The 19,530-nt window shown below is 61.0% G+C and carries 17 protein-coding genes, 3 tRNA genes and 1 riboswitch; of the genes, 3 read left to right on the top strand and 17 right to left on the bottom strand.

Going from position 1 to position 19,530, the window contains the following annotated elements; all coding sequences use genetic code 11:
* Position 1 precedes the first annotated feature (1 nt).
* From nuoF to FHX14_RS17460, 9 genes are all read right to left on the bottom strand, one after another.
* On the bottom strand, positions 2-1,306 hold the full coding sequence (gene nuoF / locus FHX14_RS17500) for an NADH-quinone oxidoreductase subunit NuoF (RefSeq protein WP_003547378.1): 1,305 nt from the start codon (positions 1,304-1,306) through the stop codon (positions 2-4).
* An 11-nt stretch (positions 1,307-1,317) separates the two neighbouring features.
* Positions 1,318-2,481: an NADH-quinone oxidoreductase subunit E gene (locus FHX14_RS17495; protein ID WP_184377911.1), complete on the bottom strand. Its 1,164-nt coding sequence runs from the start codon at positions 2,479-2,481 to the stop codon at positions 1,318-1,320.
* A gap of 16 nt (positions 2,482-2,497) precedes the next feature.
* Positions 2,498-2,770 (bottom strand): hypothetical protein, encoded by a 273-nt coding sequence (locus FHX14_RS17490; RefSeq protein WP_184377910.1) that lies wholly within the window; start codon positions 2,768-2,770, stop codon positions 2,498-2,500.
* Positions 2,770-3,960 (bottom strand): NADH-quinone oxidoreductase subunit D, encoded by a 1,191-nt coding sequence (locus FHX14_RS17485; RefSeq protein WP_183691701.1) that lies wholly within the window; start codon positions 3,958-3,960, stop codon positions 2,770-2,772. Before FHX14_RS17485 ends, FHX14_RS17490 begins: the two co-directional genes overlap by 1 nt.
* A 66-nt stretch (positions 3,961-4,026) precedes the next feature.
* Entirely contained in the window at positions 4,027-4,629 is a 603-nt protein-coding gene (locus FHX14_RS17480; protein ID WP_012557330.1) for an NADH-quinone oxidoreductase subunit C, read from the bottom strand.
* An 18-nt stretch (positions 4,630-4,647) separates the two neighbouring features.
* The gene (locus FHX14_RS17475) at positions 4,648-5,232 is read right to left on the bottom strand and encodes an NADH-quinone oxidoreductase subunit B (RefSeq protein ID WP_003578567.1); all 585 of its coding nucleotides are present in this window, start codon (positions 5,230-5,232) and stop codon (positions 4,648-4,650) included.
* Complete coding sequence (locus FHX14_RS17470; protein WP_007626195.1) at positions 5,223-5,588, bottom strand: NADH-quinone oxidoreductase subunit A; 366 nt, start codon at positions 5,586-5,588, stop codon at positions 5,223-5,225. Before FHX14_RS17470 ends, FHX14_RS17475 begins: the two co-directional genes overlap by 10 nt.
* 247 nt (positions 5,589-5,835) lie before the next feature.
* Positions 5,836-5,912, bottom strand: a tRNA-Asp gene (locus tag FHX14_RS17465).
* A gap of 82 nt (positions 5,913-5,994) precedes the next feature.
* Positions 5,995-6,071 (bottom strand) — tRNA-Asp (locus FHX14_RS17460).
* Positions 6,072-6,454: 383 nt separating this feature from the next.
* On the opposite strand from FHX14_RS17460, the gene FHX14_RS17455 reads away from it, so the two are divergent.
* Positions 6,455-6,530 (top strand) — tRNA-Val (locus FHX14_RS17455).
* 756 nt (positions 6,531-7,286) lie between these two features.
* On the opposite strand, the gene FHX14_RS17450 is transcribed toward FHX14_RS17455, so the two are convergent.
* Positions 7,287-7,835, bottom strand: a complete 549-nt coding sequence (locus FHX14_RS17450; protein WP_003587331.1) for a glutathione peroxidase — start codon at positions 7,833-7,835, stop codon at positions 7,287-7,289.
* A gap of 131 nt (positions 7,836-7,966) precedes the next feature.
* Positions 7,967-8,320: a hypothetical protein gene (locus tag FHX14_RS17445; RefSeq protein WP_054181872.1), complete on the bottom strand. Its 354-nt coding sequence runs from the start codon at positions 8,318-8,320 to the stop codon at positions 7,967-7,969.
* 163 nt (positions 8,321-8,483) lie between these two features.
* On the opposite strand from FHX14_RS17445, the gene FHX14_RS17440 reads away from it, so the two are divergent.
* Positions 8,484-9,089 carry a class I SAM-dependent methyltransferase gene (locus FHX14_RS17440; RefSeq protein ID WP_054181871.1) on the top strand — a complete coding sequence of 202 codons (606 nt, stop codon included), beginning with the start codon at positions 8,484-8,486 and terminating at the stop codon, positions 9,087-9,089.
* Positions 9,090-9,095: 6 nt separating this feature from the next.
* Here FHX14_RS17440 and FHX14_RS17435 read toward each other — a convergent pair whose 3' ends face one another.
* Entirely contained in the window at positions 9,096-9,497 is a 402-nt protein-coding gene (locus FHX14_RS17435; protein ID WP_184377909.1) for a cupin domain-containing protein, read from the bottom strand.
* A gap of 238 nt (positions 9,498-9,735) precedes the next feature.
* Here FHX14_RS17435 and FHX14_RS17430 point away from each other — a divergent pair, with 238 nt between their 5' ends.
* A complete protein-coding gene (locus FHX14_RS17430; protein WP_184377908.1) occupies positions 9,736-10,722 on the top strand; it encodes an aldo/keto reductase in 987 nt (328 codons plus the stop codon).
* Positions 10,723-11,156: 434 nt separating this feature from the next.
* Here the strand turns inward: FHX14_RS17430 and FHX14_RS17425 are convergent, their stop codons facing one another.
* From FHX14_RS17425 to clpX, 5 genes are all read right to left on the bottom strand, one after another.
* Complete coding sequence (locus FHX14_RS17425) at positions 11,157-13,355, bottom strand: esterase-like activity of phytase family protein (protein WP_003587343.1); 2,199 nt, start codon at positions 13,353-13,355, stop codon at positions 11,157-11,159.
* Positions 13,356-13,450: 95 nt separating this feature from the next.
* Positions 13,451-14,350, bottom strand: coding sequence for a DMT family transporter (locus tag FHX14_RS17420; RefSeq protein WP_080589093.1), 900 nt, complete (start codon positions 14,348-14,350; stop codon positions 13,451-13,453).
* Between the two features lie 95 nt (positions 14,351-14,445).
* Positions 14,446-14,598: riboswitch (FMN riboswitch) on the bottom strand.
* A 140-nt stretch (positions 14,599-14,738) separates the two neighbouring features.
* A complete protein-coding gene (gene hupB / locus FHX14_RS17415) occupies positions 14,739-15,014 on the bottom strand; it encodes a DNA-binding protein HupB (RefSeq protein ID WP_003573937.1) in 276 nt (91 codons plus the stop codon).
* 206 nt (positions 15,015-15,220) lie between these two features.
* The gene (lon, locus tag FHX14_RS17410; RefSeq protein WP_003587346.1) at positions 15,221-17,638 is read right to left on the bottom strand and encodes an endopeptidase La; all 2,418 of its coding nucleotides are present in this window, start codon (positions 17,636-17,638) and stop codon (positions 15,221-15,223) included.
* A 421-nt stretch (positions 17,639-18,059) separates the two neighbouring features.
* The gene (clpX, locus tag FHX14_RS17405) at positions 18,060-19,337 is read right to left on the bottom strand and encodes an ATP-dependent Clp protease ATP-binding subunit ClpX (RefSeq protein ID WP_003573940.1); all 1,278 of its coding nucleotides are present in this window, start codon (positions 19,335-19,337) and stop codon (positions 18,060-18,062) included.
* Positions 19,338-19,530: the final 193 nt, after the last annotated feature.

The raw sequence follows: 19,530 nt of genomic DNA, 5'->3' as shown, positions 1-19,530 counted from the left end.
ATTATTCAGCCGCCTCCAGAACCGCGCCGTGATCGAGCGCGCTTGCCGTATACTGGTCGATGCGCTTTTCGATCTCGGGACGGAAGTTACGGATCAGACCCTGCACCGGCCATGCGGCGGCATCGCCGAGCGCGCAGATGGTGTGGCCTTCGATCTGCTTGGTCACCTGGAACAGCATGTCGATTTCGCGCTTCTGGGCATTGCCCTTGGCCATGCGCTCCATCACGCGCCACATCCAGCCCGTCCCTTCGCGGCAGGGCGTGCACTGGCCGCAGCTCTCATGCTTGAAGAAGGCGGAGATGCGGGCGATCGCCTTGATGACGTCGGTGGACTTGTCCATGACGATCGCAGCCGCCGTGCCGAAGGAGGAACCGACGCCGCGCAGGCCGTCGAAATCCATCGGGCAGTCGATGATGTCCTTGGCCGGCACGATCGGGCAGGATGCGCCGCCCGGAATGACGGCGAGCAGATTGTCCCAGCCGCCGCGGATGCCGCCGGCATGGCGGTCGACCAGCTCGCGGAAGGTAATGCCCATTTCCTCTTCGACCGTGCACGGCTTGTTGACGTGGCCGGAGAGCATGAACAGCTTGGTGCCGACATTGTTCGGGCGGCCGATGGCCGAGAACCAGCCGGCGCCGCGGCGCAGGATCGTCGGGGCAACGGCGATCGATTCGACGTTGTTGACAGTCGTCGGGCAGCCATAGAGGCCCATATTGGCCGGGAAAGGCGGCTTCAGGCGCGGCTGGCCCTTCTTGCCCTCGAGGCTTTCGAGCAGCGCGGTTTCCTCGCCGCAGATATAGGCGCCGGCGCCGTGATGGACGAAGATGTCCATGTCCCAGCCGAGCTTGTTGTTCTTGCCGAGCAGGCCGTAATCATAACATTCGTCGATCGCCGCCTGCAGCGCTTCGCGCTCGCGGATATATTCGCCGCGCACATAGATATAGGCGGCATTGGCGCCCATGGCGAAGCTGGCGATGACACAGCCTTCGATCAGCGTATGCGGATCGTGACGCATGATGTCGCGGTCTTTGCAGGTGCCGGGCTCCGATTCGTCGGCATTGACGACGAGGTAGTGCGGGCGGCCGTCGCTTTCCTTCGGCATGAAGGACCATTTGAGGCCAGTCGGGAAGCCGGCGCCGCCGCGACCGCGAAGGCCGGATGCCTTCATCTCGTTGATGATCCAGTCGCGGCCCTTTTCGAGGATCTGCTTGGTGCCGTCCCAGTGGCCGCGGCTCATCGCGCCCTTCAGGGATTTGTCCTTGAGGCCGTAGATGTTGGTAAAGATGCGGTCTTTATCTTGTAACATGCTTCACCTCTTTACCGCGGCTTCTTGCCGAAGACCTTGATATATTCCGCTTCGCCGCCCTTGGCGAGCGCCTTGGCCTGCTTGACCCAGTCGTCGCGCTCGATGCGGCCGCGGAAGTTCAGGTAGCCGTCGACCCATTCGCGTTCGGCCTTCTTCCAGCCCGCAACCTGCGAGAAGGTAAAGATGCCGATCTCGTTCAATGTCGCCTCGATCTTCGGGCCGACGCCCGAGATCATCTTCAGGTCATCCGATGCGGCGGGCTTTTCGATGCCGGCCGGACGGTTCTTGTCAGTGAGCGCTGGCTTTGCCGCCGGGGCGGCTTCGGCCTTGGCCACCGGCGCCGGTTCGGCAGCCGCGGTGCCGGAAACCGGCTGCTGCTCGGCTGCCTTGGCATTCCTGGCAGCCGCTTTCGGCGCCGTTGCCGGCGTCTTCAGCGCGGCATTGGTCTCGGCATCGGTGCTCTTCGGGCGGGCGGCCTCGGAGGGCGGGACCGGAGCAGCGTCGACAACCGGAGCCGACACGGTTTCCGCATCGGCCTTCTTGGCGCGTGTTCGCGCCTTTGGCTCTTCCGTCGCCAGCGACGTCAGGCCGCCTTCAGGGGCGGAGAATATCCGGTCGATCTGGGTGCCAGGCCTGATGCTCGCGCCGTTGCCGGCGGCAAAGGTATCGATGATCTCTTCGAGACGCGCCGGCGTCAGGTCCTCATAGGTGTCCTTGCCGATCATCACCATCGGGGCGTTGACGCAGGCGCCAAGACATTCGACCTCTTCCCAGGACAGCGTTCCCTCGGCATTGCGCTCGAAGGCATGGGCATGGATCTTGCTCTTGCAGACCGACATCAGCGCTTCCGAGCCGCGCAGCATGCAGGGCGTCGTGCCGCAGACCTGGACATGGGCGCGGGTGCCGACGGGATGCAGCTGGAACTGCGTATAGAAGGTCGCGACCTCGAGCACCCGGATATAGGCCATATCGAGCATGTCGGCGATCTTTTCGATCGCCGCGCGCGTGACCCAGCCATCCTGCTCCTGCGCCCGCATCAATAGCGGGATGACCGCCGATTGCTGGCGGCCGGCGGGGTATTTCTGGATCGTCTTGTCCGCCCAGACCGCATTTTCATCGCTGAAAGCGAATGCGGCAGGCTGAAATTGATCTTCGGCTAATCGACGAACGGACATTCTTCCTCACGCCTTGTCAGTTTAGGGTTCCACACCGCGAAGCGGTCAAAGACTGCATTTCGCAGGCATAGGCCGACTGGTCTTTCTGCATAAACACTACGAATTTGCTGCCATTCGGAATGGCAGCCTTGATCTGATAGCCCTTGGACAAAAGATCGCCCATGGACGTTTGCGCCGCCGGCGGCGTCACTTCCTTACGACCGAGCGGCGTGCCGAGCGTATCGGTCTCCTGAGCCGAAACCCCGGATGCCGCAAGAAAAAGGGCGACAGCAAGCGGCAGACGCTGCATCAGCGGTCCACCTCGCCGAAGACGATGTCGAGCGAGCCGAGTACGGCCGCGACGTCGGCAAGCTGGTGGCCGCGGCACATGAAGTCCATCGCCTGCAGATGGGCATAACCCGGCGCGCGAATCTTGCAGCGATACGGCTTGTTGGAGCCGTCGGAGACCAGATAGACGCCGAACTCGCCCTTCGGCGCCTCGACGGCGGCGTAAACCTCGCCGGCCGGCACGTGGTAGCCTTCGGTATAGAGCTTGAAGTGGTGGATCAGCGCTTCCATCGAGCGCTTCATCTCACCGCGCTTCGGCGGCACGACCTTGCCGTCAATCGACGAGAAAGGACCGGTCTTGGCATCCGACAGCAGGCGATTGACGCACTGCTTCATGATGCGGACCGATTCGCGCATCTCGATCATGCGGATCAGGTAGCGGTCATAATTGTCGCCGTTCTTGCCGATCGGGATGTCGAATTCGAGATCGGAGTAACATTCGTAAGGCTGGGAGCGGCGCAGATCCCAGGCAGCGCCCGAACCGCGCACCATGACGCCGGAGAAGCCCCAGGCCCAGCAATCCTCCAGCGAGACGACGCCGATATCGACGTTGCGCTGCTTGAAGATGCGGTTGCCGGTCAACAGATTGTCGATATCGTCGAGCGCCTTGAGGAAGGGATCGCACCAGTCGCCGATATCCTGGACGAGCTGTTCCGGCAGGTCCTGGTGGACGCCGCCCGGACGGACATAAGCGGCATGCATGCGCGAGCCGCTGGCGCGCTCGTAGAACACCATCAGCTTTTCACGCTCTTCGAAGCCCCAGAGCGGCGGCGTCAGCGCCCCGACGTCCATGGCCTGCGTCGTGACGTTCAACAGATGCGAGAGGATGCGGCCGATTTCGGAATAGAGAACGCGGATCAGCTGGCCGCGAATCGGGATCTCGATGCCGAGCAGCTTTTCCACCGCCAGCGCATAGGCATGCTCCTGGTTCATCGGCGCCACGTAATCGAGCCGATCGAAATAGGGCACGGCCTGAAGATAGGTCTTGGTCTCGATCAGCTTCTCGGTGCCGCGGTGCAGCAGGCCGATATGCGGATCAACCCGCTCCACAATTTCGCCGTCAAGCTCCAGGACAAGACGAAGAACGCCGTGCGCCGCCGGATGCTGCGGTCCGAAATTGATGTTGAAGTTGCGGACGTTATGTTCTGTCATGGCGATGCGCTCGCGTTCTCAGATAACCAGTGAATGGCAGGCACAAACCCACCAGCCGCCTTGAATTTATTGCTTCGCTTTTTCATCGCCGGGCAGCACGTAGTCCGTGCCTTCCCAGGGCGACATAAAATCGAAATTGCGGAATTCCTGTTTGAGCTCAACCGGCTCATAGACGACTCGCTTGGCGGCGTCGTCGTAGCGGACCTCGACGAAACCGGTGGTCGGGAAGTCCTTGCGCAGCGGATGGCCTTCGAAGCCGTAGTCGGTCAAGATGCGGCGCAGGTCCGGATGGCCGGTGAAGAGCACGCCGTACATGTCCCAGGTTTCGCGCTCGAACCAGTCGGCACCGGGATGGACGGCACAGGCCGAGGGAACCGGCGTATCTTCGTCGGTCGCGACCTTGACGCGGATGCGCACATTCTGCTTCGGCGACAGCAGGTGATAGACGACGTCGAAACGCAGCTCGCGCTGCGGCCAGTCGACGCCGCAAATATCGATCAGGTTGACGAAACCGCATTTGGCGTCGTCACGCAGGAAGGTCAAAAGCGCGATCAGGTTTTCACCCGTCGTCGTCAGCGTCAGCTCGCCATACTTCATCTGCGATGCGGCGATCAGATTGCCGCGCGCTTCGCCAAGGTAGGACGCAAGCTCAGTCAGGGCTTCACTCATATGCCTTGTCCTTAACCCTTAGCGTTCGATCGTGCCGGTGCGCCGGATCTTCTTCTGCAGCAGAAGCACGCCGTAAAGCAGCGCCTCTGCCGTGGGGGGACAGCCCGGCACGTAGATGTCGATCGGCACGATGCGGTCGCAGCCGCGCACCACCGAGTAGGAATAATGATAGTAACCGCCGCCATTGGCGCAGGAACCCATCGAGATGACGTAGCGCGGCTCGGGCATCTGGTCGTAGACCTTGCGGAGCGCGGGCGCCATCTTGTTGGTCAGCGTGCCGGCGACGATCATGACGTCGGACTGGCGCGGCGAGGCGCGCGGCGCAAAGCCGAAACGCTCGACGTCGTAACGCGGCATCGACAGCTGCATCATTTCGACGGCGCAGCAGGCGAGACCGAAGGTCATCCACATCAGCGAGCCGGTACGAGCCCAGTTGATCAGCTCGTCGGTCGAGGTGACGAGGAAACCCTTGTCGGCGAGCTCATTGTTGATCTCGCCGAAAAACGCGTCATTGCTGCCGATCGGCTTGCCTGTGGAGGGATCGATGATCCCCTTCGGCTGCTGGGCGACGAGCGGCTGATTGCTCACAGGGGCTACTCCCATTCCAGGGCTCCCTTTTTCCATTCATAGATAAAGCCGATGGTCAGCACGAAGAGGAAGACCATCATGGACCAGAAGCCGAACCAGCCGATGGCGCCGAAGGAAACGGCCCAGGGGAAGAGGAAGGCGACTTCGAGGTCGAAGATGATGAAGAGGATCGACACGAGGTAGAAGCGAATATCGAACTTCATGCGGGCGTCATCGAACGCGTTGAAGCCGCATTCGTAAGCCGAGAGCTTTTCCGAATCGGGCGCTTTGAAAGCGACGGCGAACGGCGCAATGAGCAGCGCCAGGCCGATAACGAGCGCGATAGCGATGAAGATAGCGATCGGAATATAGGAACTGAGCAGTTCAGTCATCATGTTCATCCCTGCTTGCCGGAGGCGCCAGGCGGCGCATTTGGGCAAATGCCCGGCAAGCGAACGTGCGTTGCAACAAGCCGTGGTTAGCGCAGCCGAAGCCCCGGCGCAAGAGATTTACAGAGGCAATTCGACGCGCCGCGCGCGGACATTATCAAGCAGATGCAACGATGTCGCGACAAATCCACACAAACCGATTCAAGCTGCATGCCTGACCCTTGGAAACTGCATGGCTTTCGGAAGAGAATGGCGCGAGTGACGGGGCTCGAACCCGCGACCTCCGGCGTGACAGGCCGGCACTCTAACCGACTGAGCTACACCCGCGCATTGATGGGCCATCTGCGGCCGCTGGGATGAAGAAACCGGACAAACGACAAATCACATTTGCGTTCTACAAGACTTGAAATGGCGCGAGTGACGGGGCTCGAACCCGCGACCTCCGGCGTGACAGGCCGGCACTCTAACCAACTGAGCTACACCCGCAATTCATTTCAAGTAGTCCGGATGCCTTCGCACCCTCACCAAAACGGCTGCCCGTTTCGATGAGCGGCTAACTACGGGGTTCGTCTTTTAGTGTCAAGCAGGTTTGGAGACAAAACCATGACAGTCGTTTGAATTGTTTCGGCAAGGCCGGCAATTCCGCGCCCCGCCGTGGCACTGACGCCCGAACGAAGCCGGCGGCGCAGTCGAAGTCGACAGGCCCCCTCCCCTTTATCCACAGCCCGGCAGCGCTCCAGCCGCACCACAAGGAGCGAGACCGCCACCAAAAAAATCAAAAAATCTTCACAAACACTCTTGCGGTTTTGCCGCGATCCGCATAGATCACGGCCACCAACGCGGCAGGCCGATCCGGCTTCGTCAGCGATGGGCGATTAGCTCAGTTGGTAGAGCGCCTCGTTTACACCGAGGATGTCGGGAGTTCGAGTCTCTCATCGCCCACCATTTTTCCCCTTAAGTGCCAAATAGCAGCTTTCGCAGGCGAACGCCTCAGCTGCGTCGTCATGTATCTGGAATTCCAATTGGATCCATTGGCGCGTCCGGCAGGTCGCGATGCGGCGCGGCGTCTGAAAATAACGCTCCACCAGAACGGACTACTCCGGGCGCCGCGCCACCTCCTATTGGGCGAATGGATGGGCGCGGGCAAAAGTGGGAGAATTCGCCGCCCGGAAAATCTCCGCGCTTGCTACACCTGGAGGTGTTCCATGAGGACTCTCTGCTCCGCATTGACGCTGTGCATCGCGGTCGCCCTTTATGCACCAAGCGCCAGATATGTCAGCCTGCCCGGATACGCCTTCAAGACGAATCCGCAATGCCAGCGGCACGAACCAAAGACGCGGTTTGACAGGAGGTGCGACTGGCCGAGACTGGGCTTCAAGGACTTTACGCCGCCGCTTGTGACCGTGCTGGGGATCTGAAGCTCAGCCTCTCCACGAATCATCGCAGTCCTGGCGCGTGTTGTAGCCAAGGGTCATGGCTCTGTGACTGCGACTGGATTCTGCCTTTGCTCAGGCTTGCCACCAGACTCTATATAGCCCTTCGGAATCCCGAAATTGGTTGCGGGATTGAAATCATTGCATGATTTTTTCTGTCGACACCGCACAAAGCGCGGCGAATTTCGGAATCCCGAAGCGGGGAATTTCGGGATTCCGAAGTGGCGTTCTGGAATCGGGAAACGGCCGGGGCCGATCGGCCGCCATTTCACCCCTTCGCCAGTTCCTTATCCACCGCCGAAACCAGCCGCGAATCATCGGCCGTCACATCGGGGGCGAATCGGGCAGCGACTTTACCGTCGCGGCCGATCAGGAATTTTTCGAAGTTCCAGAGGATGTCGTCCTCGTCGCCGCCCGATATGCCGTGGGATTTCAGGCGTTCGCGCATCGGGCCGTCACCTGTGGTCTTCACGCCCGATTTGGTCAGTTGCCGGTAGAGCGGGTGCTGGCTCTCGCCCTTGACCGAAATCTTCGAGAAGATCGGGAAGGTGACGTCGTAGGTGCTGGTGCAGAAGTCGAGGATCTCGGCGTCGGTGCCGGGCTCCTGGCCCTTGAAGTCGTTGGCGGGGAAAGCGGCGATGACGAAGCCGCGTTCGCGCTTTTCCCCATAGAGCTTTTCGAGGCCCTCATATTGAACAGTCAGCCCGCATTTCGAGGCGACGTTGACGACCAGGAGCACCCTGCCTTTGTATTCGCTGAGTGTGGTTTCACGGCCATCCACTGATTTGACAGGGATATCCAGCACATTGCCCGCCACGGGAACCTCCAATTTAATAAGATACGTCTCGCCAACTTAGCGATATCGCCGCCGTTGTCATCAACGTCGGAATCAACTCGGCGTTAGCAGGACGCCGGTGCGGGCTACGGCCTGCACCGGCGGTCAGCACATCAGGCGGGAGATGTTTCCTTCACGTCGTCGAGCAGGAAGTGCACGACGATATAATCCGTCTTGTAATGCCGACCGCTGTCCGACACCGAATCGACGCTGCCGCCGTCCTTCGGGTGCCAGGCGTGGTAATGGGGATTGGTGGTGATCAGGGTGATGGCCTTGCCATCTTTTTCGCCCAGCCGGAAGCGCATCTCGGCCAGCGGCCAGATCCGCTCGTAATCCGCCATGCTGATGCGCGCCTTCAGCGCCTTGCGATGCAGCGGCGCTTCGCCGGCCTCTGCGGGTGCTTCCAACATCACCTCCTCGGCTCCGTTGATGATGGCGTTGAACTCTTCAGGCCACATGCGTCTCATGAAATCGCTCCTCCCGGGGCTCTCGTCAGTCCACAGGTGAAACTTAGCGATTTGTTCGAAAGAAGCAAATTCCCGTCATGTGGTTGTCATCGAGGTCCGCTGCTCCTACGTTCGCCGCAGACCGCATCAGGGCCGTCAGTCGCCCGCAATCCCGAGATCAGAGATGAAGACACGTGAAGACAGGCAGGCGCTCCGGGCGAGCATGCCGCGCACTCCGCTCAGCGCCCATCATATGGAAAATGCCCGCCTGCTGCCCGATCGCGGCGAGCTGCTCTACCGCATCCCCAACGGCGGCATCGGCGTCGAGGTGGGGGCTGCCTTCGGCGAATATACGGCAGAGATCCTGGAAAAGAATCGCCCAGCGCAGCTCTACCTCATCGATCCCTGGTCGATGGACCGCTACAGCTCCGGCCTCGATGCGATCCACACCAAGTTCGCGGCCGAGATCGAGGCCGGCCGGCTGCATCTGATGCAGGGCACTTCGCTGGAAAAGCTCGCCGAATTCGACGACGACTTCCTCGACTGGGCCTATATCGATACCGACCATTCCTTCGAGCTCACCTGGCAGGAACTGCTGCTCTGCGAAAAGAAGGTGAAGCGGACGGGGCGCATTGCCGGGCATGATTTCTGCACCGGCAATACGGTCAAGCCGATCGTCTATGGCGTCGTCGAGGCGGTCACCAAGTTCTGCAAGGATTACGGCTGGCAATTCGAGTTCCTGACGGTCGAATCACATGCGCATTTTTCCTATTGCCTGAAACGGCTCTGAGAAGAACTACACTTCGCCGGAATACTGCGCGTCGCTGACCTTTTCCATCCAGTCGACATGCTTGCCATCAAGCGCCTCGTGAATGGCGATGTGCGTCATGGCCGTGTCGTGGCCAGCGCCATGCCAATGTTTTTCGCCCGGCGAGAACCAGACGGTGTCGCCGGCGCGAATCTCGCGGATTTCCCCGCCCCAGCTCTGGGCGAGGCCCTTGCCAAAAGTGACGATCAGCGTCTGGCCGAGCGGATGCGTGTGCCAGGCGGTGCGAGCGCCTGGCTCGAAGGTGACTGAGGTTGCCTTCACCCGGGCCGGTGCCGGCGGCTCCATCAATGGGTCCTGGCGAACGGCGCCGGTGAAATAGTCGGCCGGTGGCGTCATCGAGGGGCGAGAGCCGGCGGGTTTGATCTCCATGATCTTTCCTTTTCCATTCCATTGCGGTTGAAGCCTTGTAACCCGACGATATTTCATCGAGGCAACCAATCAAGGCCGGATCGACAATTGCCGCATCCTCGCCCGGCTGATAGGCCAATCTAAAAGCGCGTCGCATTAACTTGGTTGATGAGACGCGCTTTAGTTCTCTGTTTTTACGCATGTCGTTATCCCGGATTCGCTGCACACTTCCGGGCAACATGCATTGGGAGATTTTCTCATGAAACACCATGCTTTCGGCCGCATGCCCTTCACCGTCACCAATGTCGGCTTCGGCGCCTGGCAGATCGGCGGCTCCTGGGGCGATATCAGCGAAGCGGATGGGCGCGCGGCGCTGAATGCCGCGCTCGATGCCGGCATGACCTTCATCGATACGGCTGACGTTTATGGCGACGGCCGCTCGGAAAGGATCATCGCCGACGTGCTGAAGACGCGCGGCGGCGAGCGGCCGATGGTCGCTACCAAGGCGGGCCGCCGGCTCAACCCGCATGTCGCCGAAGGTTATACCAAGGCCAATCTCGAAGGCTTCATCGACCGCAGCCTCAAAAATCTTGCCATCGACAGCCTCGACCTCGTGCAGCTTCACTGCCCGCCGCGCGAGGTATTTTACCAGCCGGAGGTCTTCGAAGGTCTGGGCGCCTTGCAGAAGGCCGGCAAGATCAAGGGTTACGGCGTCAGCGTCGAAAAGGTCGAGGACGGGCTGAAGGCGATCGAATATCCCGGCATCGTCAGCATCCAGATCATCTACAACATCTTCCGCCAGCGCCCCGACCATCTGTTCTTCCAGGAGGCGCGCCGCCGGAACGTGGCGATCATCGCCCGCGTGCCGCTGGCCAGCGGTCTGCTCGCCGGCAAGATCACCCGGGAGACGCACTTTGCCAGCGACGACCACCGCAATTTCAACCGTCACGGTGAAGCCTTCGATGTCGGCGAGACCTTTGCCGGCGTGCCCTTCGAGGTCGGCCTGCAGGCGGTCGAGGAGGTGCGCAAGCTGGTGCCCGCAGGCGCCACCATGGCGGCCTTCGCGCTGCGCTGGATCCTGATGGCAGAAGCCGTCACCGTCGTCATCCCCGGCGCCCGCAATGGCGAACAGGCAAGAGCCAATGCGGCCGCCGCCGATCTGGCACCGCTTGCGGCCGATGTCATGGCGGCAACGCGCGAGATCTACGAGCGGTTGATCGCGCCGTATGTGCATCAGCGTTGGTAGGGTTGGGGCTGCTTGTTTTTAAGGGCTGTGGGAAGCGTCGATGAGTCGCCCTTGTTGAAGGTCTCACAGCTTTCGTCCGTCATATCCCAGGCCTTGCGCCGAGCATCCACTCGCACGCGTGAGAGGCCGCGGCATGGATCCTCGGCTCAAGGCCGAGGATTACGGAGTGTGGGGAGGTGTCCATGCCAAACTCCAACCTCACCGCACCTGCACGCTGTTGGAATTGCTCCAGCATCTCGCCTCCTGCCGGTCACGTCCTCCCAATTTCCGTCATGCTCGGACTTGATCCGAGCATCCATGCCAAAGCACTCTGCTTGCAAATGTTCTTCGGTCGGATGCCCTCGCCTTTCGGCTGCGAATGTGGACACCCTATGCATCAAAAAAGAGAGGCCGGGCTTTCGCCCGGCCTCTTCCGTCTATCCCTCTATCCCAACTCAGTTCGTCGCGTTCAGCTCGACCGGGAAGAACAGCGTCTCGCCTGAGGAATCGCTGACGCCGTCGTTGTCGGTGACGGCGTAGGGCTTGCCTGAGGCGTCGAAGGTGAAGCCTTCGAGCTTGTCGAGCACATAGCCGTTGGTCGCGGTCTTCAGTTCGCCGAGGAAGTCGTGGGCTTCGGTCTTCTTGACCACAGGCAGTTCGCCGCCGAGCTTGGCGGGGTTCAGCTCCGAGATCGCCACCTTGTAGAGCTTCTTCAGCTTGGCGGCGTCGCCGACGAGGTTGTCGCGTTCGATGATGTAGACGCTGTCGCCCTGCGCCGAGATTTCGGACAGGCCGACCCAGCCGCTTTCCGTCTTGTCGAGCGGATAGCGCACGGCACCCCATTCCTTCTTCTTCGGATTGTAGGAGACGAGCTTGACGAAGCCCTTTTCATCATCACCCCATTCGCGCTGAACAGCCATCCAGAGCGTGGCATCGTCGCCGGTGCCGACAATGGTGACGCCTTCGAAGCCGTAGCGGATTTCGTTGGCGGCGAGTTCCTTCGGCAGGGCGATCTCGGCCTTGATGTCGCCCTTGGCGTTGACGTTGTAGAGGGCGTGCGGGACGAGACGCTCGCTGTAACCTTCCGAGGCAAGCCAGAAGGAGCCGTCGGCGGCCACTGCGATGCCTTCGATGTCGAGCTTCTGGGCCGGGGCGCCGTCACGCTTGACGACGAGAGCATCGGTGATCACCGCCGGCTTCTTGCTGGCATCGATCGTGTAGATCGTCGGCTGCGAGCCGAGAACGCTGTCGCTGACGGCATAGAGCATTCCCGGCTTGCCGGGAACGGCAGCGAGACCCGAAAGGGCTGCGAAGCCGATCGGATTGCCGTCCTTGTCGGCCGAGACGATCTGAGGATAGGCTTTCTCGCCTTCCGAACGTTCATAGATCATCACATGCGAGCGCGTGCCGCCGTCCTTGCCGAGGTCGAGTTCGTTGGCGGTGGCGAAGAGATTGCGCGCCGGGATGGCAATCCCGCCTTCCGGCGAAATGCCCGACGGCAGCAGCTGCACGAGTTCGGGATCGGCGCCGGTATCCTTATAGACGCCGACGACCGAGGCGCGCTCGGCGAGCAAGAAGAAATATTGGTCGTCGCCGAACTTGGCGGCTTCGAGGCCTTCCGGTTCGACGCCCTTCGATCCCGAACGGCTTTCCGGGTAGTGGCCGATATGGGCGACGGCGCGTTCGAAGGATGCGCCCGATTCGTAGAGCAGCTTGCCCGTCTTGTCGAAGATGGTGAAACCGCGCGAGCCGCCCTGGTAATCGCCTTCATTGGCGATGACAAGACGGTTATCATCAAGCCACTTCACGGCGTCGGGCTCACGCGGAACGCCCTTCAATTCGCCGGTGAATTTCAGGGCGCCGTCCCGCTTGGTGTCGATGCCGGTGAGATCGACGCTGCCGGCGGAGAAATGTGTTTTCACCTCAGCCGTCGTGGCGTCGATGATGACGATCTCGTTGTTTTCCTGCAGCGTCAACGCGATCTCGTTCAGGCCGTTGAAGGCGACGAATTCCGGCTCCGGATCCTCAGGGGCGACGCCGGCAAGACCGGTCAGCACCACGTGCTTGATGGTGCCGCAATCAACAGTGCCGTTCCTGACCTGGAAGACGACCAGATCGCCGGCCGGCATCTGCGGGATCTTGCCGTCATTGACCTCTTCGTCGCGCTCGTTTTCGATCGCGATGGCGCCGAGCGTCTTGTCCTTGTTGAGCGCGATCGAATCCGGCTGGCCGCCGAGATCGCAGCTGTTTTCGATCTTCTTCGTCGCCACGTCGACGATTGCCAGACGGCCCGAGGGTTTTGCCTTGCTTTCGGAGGTATTGACGGCGACCAGCGCCTTGCCGGCGCTCGAGGTGACCGATGTCGGCTCGCCGTCCATCATCAGCGCGCCGCCTGATTTCGGGGCCCTGGCGTCGGTGATGTCGATGAAGCCGATCGCGCCGAGCGGGCTGTCGCTATAAATCAGCGTGTTGCCGTCGTCGGTCGCGGTGATGATTTCGGCTGAGGTCGCCGAGAGCTTGTCCTTGTCGGCAGGCAGGTTCTGGGCGACCGGGAAGGAGGCGATGCGGTTGAAAACCGGCTCGGCGGCGGCCGGGAAGGCAACGGAAGCGAGAAGCACGGCAGCAAGCGCTGCCTTGCGCGATGAAATGGTCATGAAATCCCCCATGTATCGAACATTCGAAACATGGGTTTTCTGCGGGAGAGGCATGACAGAGGCATGACAGGTGCGGCATTTTGCGCCGGATCACGTCAGGCGGGCTGCCGCTCCCTGCGCATCTCGTTGCGCATGATGAAGAGCGAGGCGGAAAGGATGAGGGCTGCTCCGAGCCAGAGGTAGCCCGCCGGCGCATAACCGAAGAACAGCCAGCCGGCCAGCACATTCAGCGGCAGCTTCAGATCGTCGAAGGGCTGGACGTAGGCGGCATCGGCTGCGGCATAGGCAAGCGTCAGGAAATACTGCGCTGCTGCGGTCAGCAGCCCCGCCAGCAGGAACAAGGCAAGTGTTGCACCCGTCGGCACCGCAAAGCCTGCCGCAAGCGCCAGCCCGCCGTTTATCGGCGTCAGCAACACGAGCAGCCAGACGGTGATCGTTTCCGGGCGCTCGATGCCCGTCAGGCTCTTGGTGATCAGCGACGAGGCGCCCCACAGCAGGGCCGAGAGCACCGGCAACAGAGCCGCCCAGCCAAAGCCGTCCGACCATGGCTGCAGGATGATCATCGCGCCGGTGAAACCCGCAGCGGTCGCCGCCCAGCGGGCCGGGCCGACGCGCTCGCCGAGGAAAAGCCGGGCGCCGAGAATGATGAAGAAGGGCGAGGTCATCACCAGTGCGATCGCCTGCCAGATCGGCACCGCGGCAAGACCGGCCACCCAGGCCTCGACGCCGAGCGCGGCAAGCACGACACGCGCGAGGTGGCGCCAGGGATAGTGCGTGCGCATCGCCGCCAGGCCGAGCCTGCGAAGGAAGGGCAGCGAAAAGGCGAAGGCGAAGCCATATTGCCAGAAGGCTGCCGAGGCCGAGGGAAAGGCAAGCTTCATCGTCAGCCATTGGGTGACGACGTTGAGCAGCGAAAAGGCGATGCCGGCAAGGACCATCCAGAGGGCACCGACAAGGGCGCGGGACGGCTCGACTGCAAGGGAATTCTGATTCATGTCTTTCATCCAAAACCAGGGACCAACATAAATCAGGACGCATGAGGGGCCGGCGACGAACGACAGGGCAGCTCCCCGCCCCTCGCACGGCCGACACTCATTCTCTTCCATCCGGACTTTAACCGTCGGCTCCGGAATCGCGCCGGATCTGCTGACCCCTCTCAAGCCACAGCTTGAGAGAGCGCTCGCGGGCTTGGGCCGAGACCCTTACCGCCGGTGGGGAGTTTCACCCCGCCCTGAGAACAGAATTGTCGTAAATCAAAGCCTGCATGGCGGCAAGGGCCACCCAAGAGCAAAAGGGCGCACAAAGCAAAGGGGTCCGGCAAAGCCGAACCCCTCCCAAATCCTGCGCAGCCGGTCTCGTTTACGGCTGGCGGATAATCTCAGATCAGCCGTTGACGGCGTCCTTCAGGCCCTTGCCGGGCGTGAACTTCGGCACGTTGCGAGCCGGAATGTCGACTTCAGCGCCCGTCGACGGGTTGCGGCCCTTCGATGCGGCACGATGAGAAACGGTGAAGCTGCCGAACCCTGCGAGACGGATGTCGCCCTTGTTCTTGAGTTCACCCTGGACAACGTCAAAAACCGCGTCAACAGCGGAAGCCGCGTCAGACTTCGTCAGTCCTGCCTTTTCGGCGACTGCGGACACGAGTTCATTCTTGTTCATGTTTCCACCCCTTTCTAAATGGTACGAAACGACTCAAAAGTAAGCTAGGCGCAGAATAGGTTTCATCAGGCCCGCCGGGAACCCAAAAGCCCTGCAAATCAAGGAAAAGCAAGCGTCTACATGACGTTTTCACAAAAAAGGCTGGCGTTTTCGCCAGCCTTTTTCCGTCTTTTCAGCCAATGGGGCATAAATGTGGCCTAGGCCACTCAATGCGCTATGGTCGCGCCCGTCTCGTCCAGGCCTTCGACCGAGGTGATGACAGGCGTTTCCACCGTGCCATCCCATTCGATCGGCTCCGGCCGCCGGATCAGCGCATGCTTGATCACCTCGCCCATGCGGGACACCGGGATGATCTCCATGCTGTTCTTCACGTTGTCCGGAATCTCCGCCAGGTCCTTGGCGTTTTCCTCCGGAATCAGCACCTTCTTGATGCCGCCGCGAAGCGCTGCGAGCAGCTTTTCCTTGAGACCGCCGATCGGCAGCACACGGCCGCGAAGGGTGATTTCACCGGTCATGGCCACGTGCCTGTTCACCGGGATACCGGTCATGATCGAGACGATCGCAGTCGCCATGGCGACGCCGGCCGAGGGGCCATCCTTCGGCGTCGCGCCTTCCGGCACGTGCACGTGGATGTCGCTCTTGTCGAAGCGCGGCGGCTCGATGCCGAAATCGACAGCGCGCGAGCGGACATAGGAGGCCGCCGCCGAGATCGATTCCTTCATGACTTCCTTCAGATTGCCGGTGACCGTCATGCGGCCCTTGCCCGGCATCATCACGCCTTCGATGGTCAGCAGTTCACCGCCGACTTCCGTCCAGGCAAGACCGGTGACAACGCCGACCTGATCCTCGCCCTCGGCTTCGCCATGGCGGAAGCGCGGGACGCCCAGATAGTCGGAGATGTTGGCGGCCGTCACATGCACGGACTTCGTCTTGCCCTTGATGATCTCGGTGACCGCCTTACGGGCGAGCTTCATCAGTTCACGTTCGAAGCTGCGCACGCCGGCTTCACGGGTGTACTGCTGGCTGATCGCCATCAGGGCTTCGTCGCTGACCGAAAATTCTTCCGGCTGCAACGCATGTTCCTTGATGGCCTTCGGCAACAGATGCCGCTTGGCGATCTCGCGCTTTTCGTCTTCGGTGTAGCCGGCGATACGGATGATCTCCATGCGGTCCATCAGCGGCGCCGGGATGTTCAGCGTATTCGCCGTCGTGATGAACATCACGTCCGACAGGTCGTATTCGACTTCCAGGTAGTGGTCCATGAAGGTCGAGTTCTGCGCCGGATCGAGCACCTCGAGCAGGGCCGAAGACGGATCGCCGCGATAGTCCTGGCCGAGCTTGTCGATTTCGTCGAGCAGGAAGAGCGGGTTGGACTTCTTCGCCTTCTTCATCGACTGGATGACCTTGCCGGGCATCGAGCCGATATAGGTGCGGCGGTGACCGCGGATTTCGGCTTCGTCGCGAACGCCGCCGAGCGCCATGCGGACATACTCACGGCCGGTCGCCTTGGCGATCGACTGGGCGAGCGAAGTCTTGCCGACACCCGGAGGGCCGACGAGGCACAGGATCGGGCCCTTGATCTTGGTGGCGCGGGCCTGCACGGCCAGATATTCGACGATGCGTTCCTTGACCTTGTCGAGACCGAAGTGATCGGCTTCGAGGATCTTCTCGGCATTGTTGAGATCGGCCTTGATCTTCGACTTCTTGCCCCACGGAATGCCGAGCAGCCAGTCCAGATAATTGCGCACGACGGTGGCTTCAGCCGACATCGGGCTCATCTGGCGCAGCTTCTTCAGCTCCGCGTCGGCCTTTTCACGGGCCTCCTTGGACAGCTTGGTCTTGGCGATGCGCTCTTCCAGTTCGCTCATCTCGTCTCGGCCTTCCTCGCCGTCGCCGAGTTCCTTCTGGATCGCCTTCATCTGTTCGTTCAGGTAGTATTCGCGCTGGGTCTTTTCCATCTGGCGCTTGACGCGCGAGCGGATGCGCTTTTCGACCTGCAGGACCGAAATCTCGCCTTCCATGAAGCCGAGCGCCTTTTCGAGGCGGGCCTTGACGCTGGTGGTTTCCAGCATCTCCTGCTTCTCGGTGATCTTGATCGACAGATGCGAAGCGACCGTATCGGCGAGCTTGGAATAGTCGTCGATCTGGCTGGCCGCACCGACAACCTCGGGCGAAATCTTCTTGTTGAGCTTCACATAGCTTTCGAATTCGGAAACGACCGAACGCGACAAGGCTTCCAGCTCGACCGGATCGTCGTGCGGCTCTTCAAGCACATGGCCGAGCGCCTCATAGAAATCCTCGCGGCTGGTATAGGTGTCGATCTCGGCGCGGGCGCGGCCTTCGACCAGAACCTTGACGGTGCCGTCGGGCAGCTTCAAGAGCTGCAATACGTTGGCCACGGTGCCGACCTTGTGGATCGCGGAAGGATCCGGATCGTCGTCACTGGCGTTGATCTGCGTCACCAGCATGATCTGCTTGTCGGAACCCATGACCTCTTCGAGCGCACGGATCGACTTTTCCCGTCCGACGAACAGCGGCACGATCATATGCGGGAAAACCACGATGTCGCGCAAAGGCAGAACAGGGTAGGCAGTACTGCTCGCTACAGACGTTTTCTTCGTCATTTTTCAGTCCTTTCCATCGTCCCGTTACCGGGCTCTCTGCACGGCCGCTTGGGACCGGCCGGCACTCTCACTTGTTGCTACAAGTGGAGGTTCTGACTACGCTTTTCAAGCCACGCTAACGCCCGCGTTCCCCGGATGTGACAGCTTTATTACAACGGAACGCCAACACTATGAAGCGCGTGGCTGGACCGGCGCTTACCACTTCCAACCGGCTAAAATACAAGCACCGACAACAGGCTTACGGAATCACGGCATCATTGCCAAGCAGTCTTCCTTGCGCAACATCGGCCCCTTCCCAACATCGGCAAAGTCAATTCCGGTTCCCACCGGCAAAATACTAACAGTGCCTCGGATGGTTTTTCAAATAGAAAGGGGCCTGCCGATGGCAAGCCCCCAAAATAATCGTGCGAAAGCGCAAAGGTTACGCCGAAGCGTTGGCCTTTTCTTCCTGACGATCGGCATAGATGTAAAGCGGGCGGGCCGAACCGCGAACCACTTCCTCGGAGATAACGACTTCGCGCACGCCTTCCAGCGTCGGCAGTTCGAACATCGTGTCGAGCAGGATCTTCTCCATGATCGAGCGAAGGCCGCGGGCGCCGGTCTTGCGGACGATCGCCTTGCGGGCGATTTCGCGCAGGGCATCCTCGTGGAAGGTCAGTTCCACGTCTTCCATCTCGAACAGGCGCTGATACTGCTTGATCAGCGCATTCTTCGGCTCGGACAGGATCTGGATCAGCGCATCCTCGTCGAGGTCCTCGAGCGTCGCCAGAACCGGCAGACGGCCGATGAACTCGGGAATGAGGCCGAACTTGACCAGGTCTTCCGGCTCCAGTTCGCGCAGGACTTCGCCGACGCGGCGGTCGTCCTGGGCCTTGACGGTCGCGCCGAAGCCGATCGAGGTCTTCTCGCCACGGGCAGAGATGATCTTGTCGAGGCCGGCAAAGGCGCCGCCGCAGATGAACAGGATGTTGGTCGTGTCGACCTGCAGGAACTCCTGCTGCGGATGCTTGCGGCCGCCCTGCGGCGGAACGGAAGCGACCGTGCCTTCCATGATCTTCAACAGCGCCTGCTGCACGCCCTCGCCCGACACGTCGCGGGTGATCGACGGATTGTCGGACTTGCGCGAAATCTTGTCGACTTCGTCGATGTAGACGATGCCCCGCTGGGCGCGCTCGACATTGTAGTCAGCCGACTGCAGAAGCTTGAGGATGATGTTTTCGACGTCCTCGCCGACATAACCTGCTTCGGTCAGCGTCGTCGCATCGGCCATGGTGAAGGGAACGTCGATGATGCGGGCGAGCGTCTGGGCGAGATAGGTCTTGCCGCAGCCGGTCGGGCCGACCAGCATGATGTTCGACTTCGCCAGCTCGACTTCGCCGTTCTTGGAGGCGTGCGCGAGACGCTTGTAATGGTTGTGAACGGCGACCGACAGGATCTTCTTCGCCTGCCGCTGGCCGATGACGTATTCGTCGAGGACCTTGATGATGTCCTGGGGCGTCGGAACGCCGTCGCGGGACTTGACCATCGAGGACTTGTTCTCCTCGCGGATGATGTCCATGCACAATTCGACGCATTCATCGCAGATGAAGACGGTCGGCCCGGCAATCAGTTTCCGGACTTCGTGCTGGCTCTTTCCGCAGAACGAACAATAGAGTGTGTTCTTGGAGTCGCCGCCGTTGCTGCCGCTGACCTTGCTCATATCACTTTCCTTCCAGCACGCCGCATTTCAAGGCGAAATCGCGGTCCACTCAATCAGCTCCTGGCGGCACTCCGTCACCGGAGCCTTTGCCGAGAAGGGCTTCAGGGGCTACGAACCGGGCCCAATCGATCATGTCCGGGTTCCGGTGGCAACGAATTCCCCTTCGAATGCCGATGCTATGTCATAAAATTTC

The organism is Rhizobium sp. BK619 (genome assembly GCF_014195245.1).
GTDB classification, from domain to species: domain Bacteria; phylum Pseudomonadota; class Alphaproteobacteria; order Rhizobiales; family Rhizobiaceae; genus Rhizobium; species Rhizobium acidisoli.
This window is presented reverse-complemented; position numbering and strand designations above follow the sequence as displayed.

Coding starts and splice junctions, on each gene's coding strand:
- nuoF (WP_003547378.1), bottom strand. CDS start 1,306: ATGTTACAAGATAAAGACCGCATCTTTACCAACATCTACGGCCTCAAG.
- FHX14_RS17495 (WP_184377911.1), bottom strand. CDS start 2,481: ATGTCCGTTCGTCGATTAGCCGAAGATCAATTTCAGCCTGCCGCATTC.
- FHX14_RS17490 (WP_184377910.1), bottom strand. CDS start 2,770: ATGCAGCGTCTGCCGCTTGCTGTCGCCCTTTTTCTTGCGGCATCCGGG.
- FHX14_RS17485 (WP_183691701.1), bottom strand. CDS start 3,960: ATGACAGAACATAACGTCCGCAACTTCAACATCAATTTCGGACCGCAG.
- FHX14_RS17480 (WP_012557330.1), bottom strand. CDS start 4,629: ATGAGTGAAGCCCTGACTGAGCTTGCGTCCTACCTTGGCGAAGCGCGC.
- FHX14_RS17475 (WP_003578567.1), bottom strand. CDS start 5,232: ATGGGAGTAGCCCCTGTGAGCAATCAGCCGCTCGTCGCCCAGCAGCCG.
- FHX14_RS17470 (WP_007626195.1), bottom strand. CDS start 5,588: ATGACTGAACTGCTCAGTTCCTATATTCCGATCGCTATCTTCATCGCT.
- FHX14_RS17445 (WP_054181872.1), bottom strand. CDS start 8,320: ATGAGACGCATGTGGCCTGAAGAGTTCAACGCCATCATCAACGGAGCC.
- FHX14_RS17440 (WP_054181871.1), top strand. CDS start 8,484: ATGAAGACACGTGAAGACAGGCAGGCGCTCCGGGCGAGCATGCCGCGC.
- FHX14_RS17435 (WP_184377909.1), bottom strand. CDS start 9,497: ATGGAGATCAAACCCGCCGGCTCTCGCCCCTCGATGACGCCACCGGCC.
- FHX14_RS17430 (WP_184377908.1), top strand. CDS start 9,736: ATGAAACACCATGCTTTCGGCCGCATGCCCTTCACCGTCACCAATGTC.
- FHX14_RS17425 (WP_003587343.1), bottom strand. CDS start 13,355: ATGACCATTTCATCGCGCAAGGCAGCGCTTGCTGCCGTGCTTCTCGCT.
- FHX14_RS17420 (WP_080589093.1), bottom strand. CDS start 14,350: ATGAATCAGAATTCCCTTGCAGTCGAGCCGTCCCGCGCCCTTGTCGGT.
- hupB (WP_003573937.1), bottom strand. CDS start 15,014: ATGAACAAGAATGAACTCGTGTCCGCAGTCGCCGAAAAGGCAGGACTG.
- lon (WP_003587346.1), bottom strand. CDS start 17,638: ATGACGAAGAAAACGTCTGTAGCGAGCAGTACTGCCTACCCTGTTCTG.
- clpX (WP_003573940.1), bottom strand. CDS start 19,337: ATGAGCAAGGTCAGCGGCAGCAACGGCGGCGACTCCAAGAACACACTC.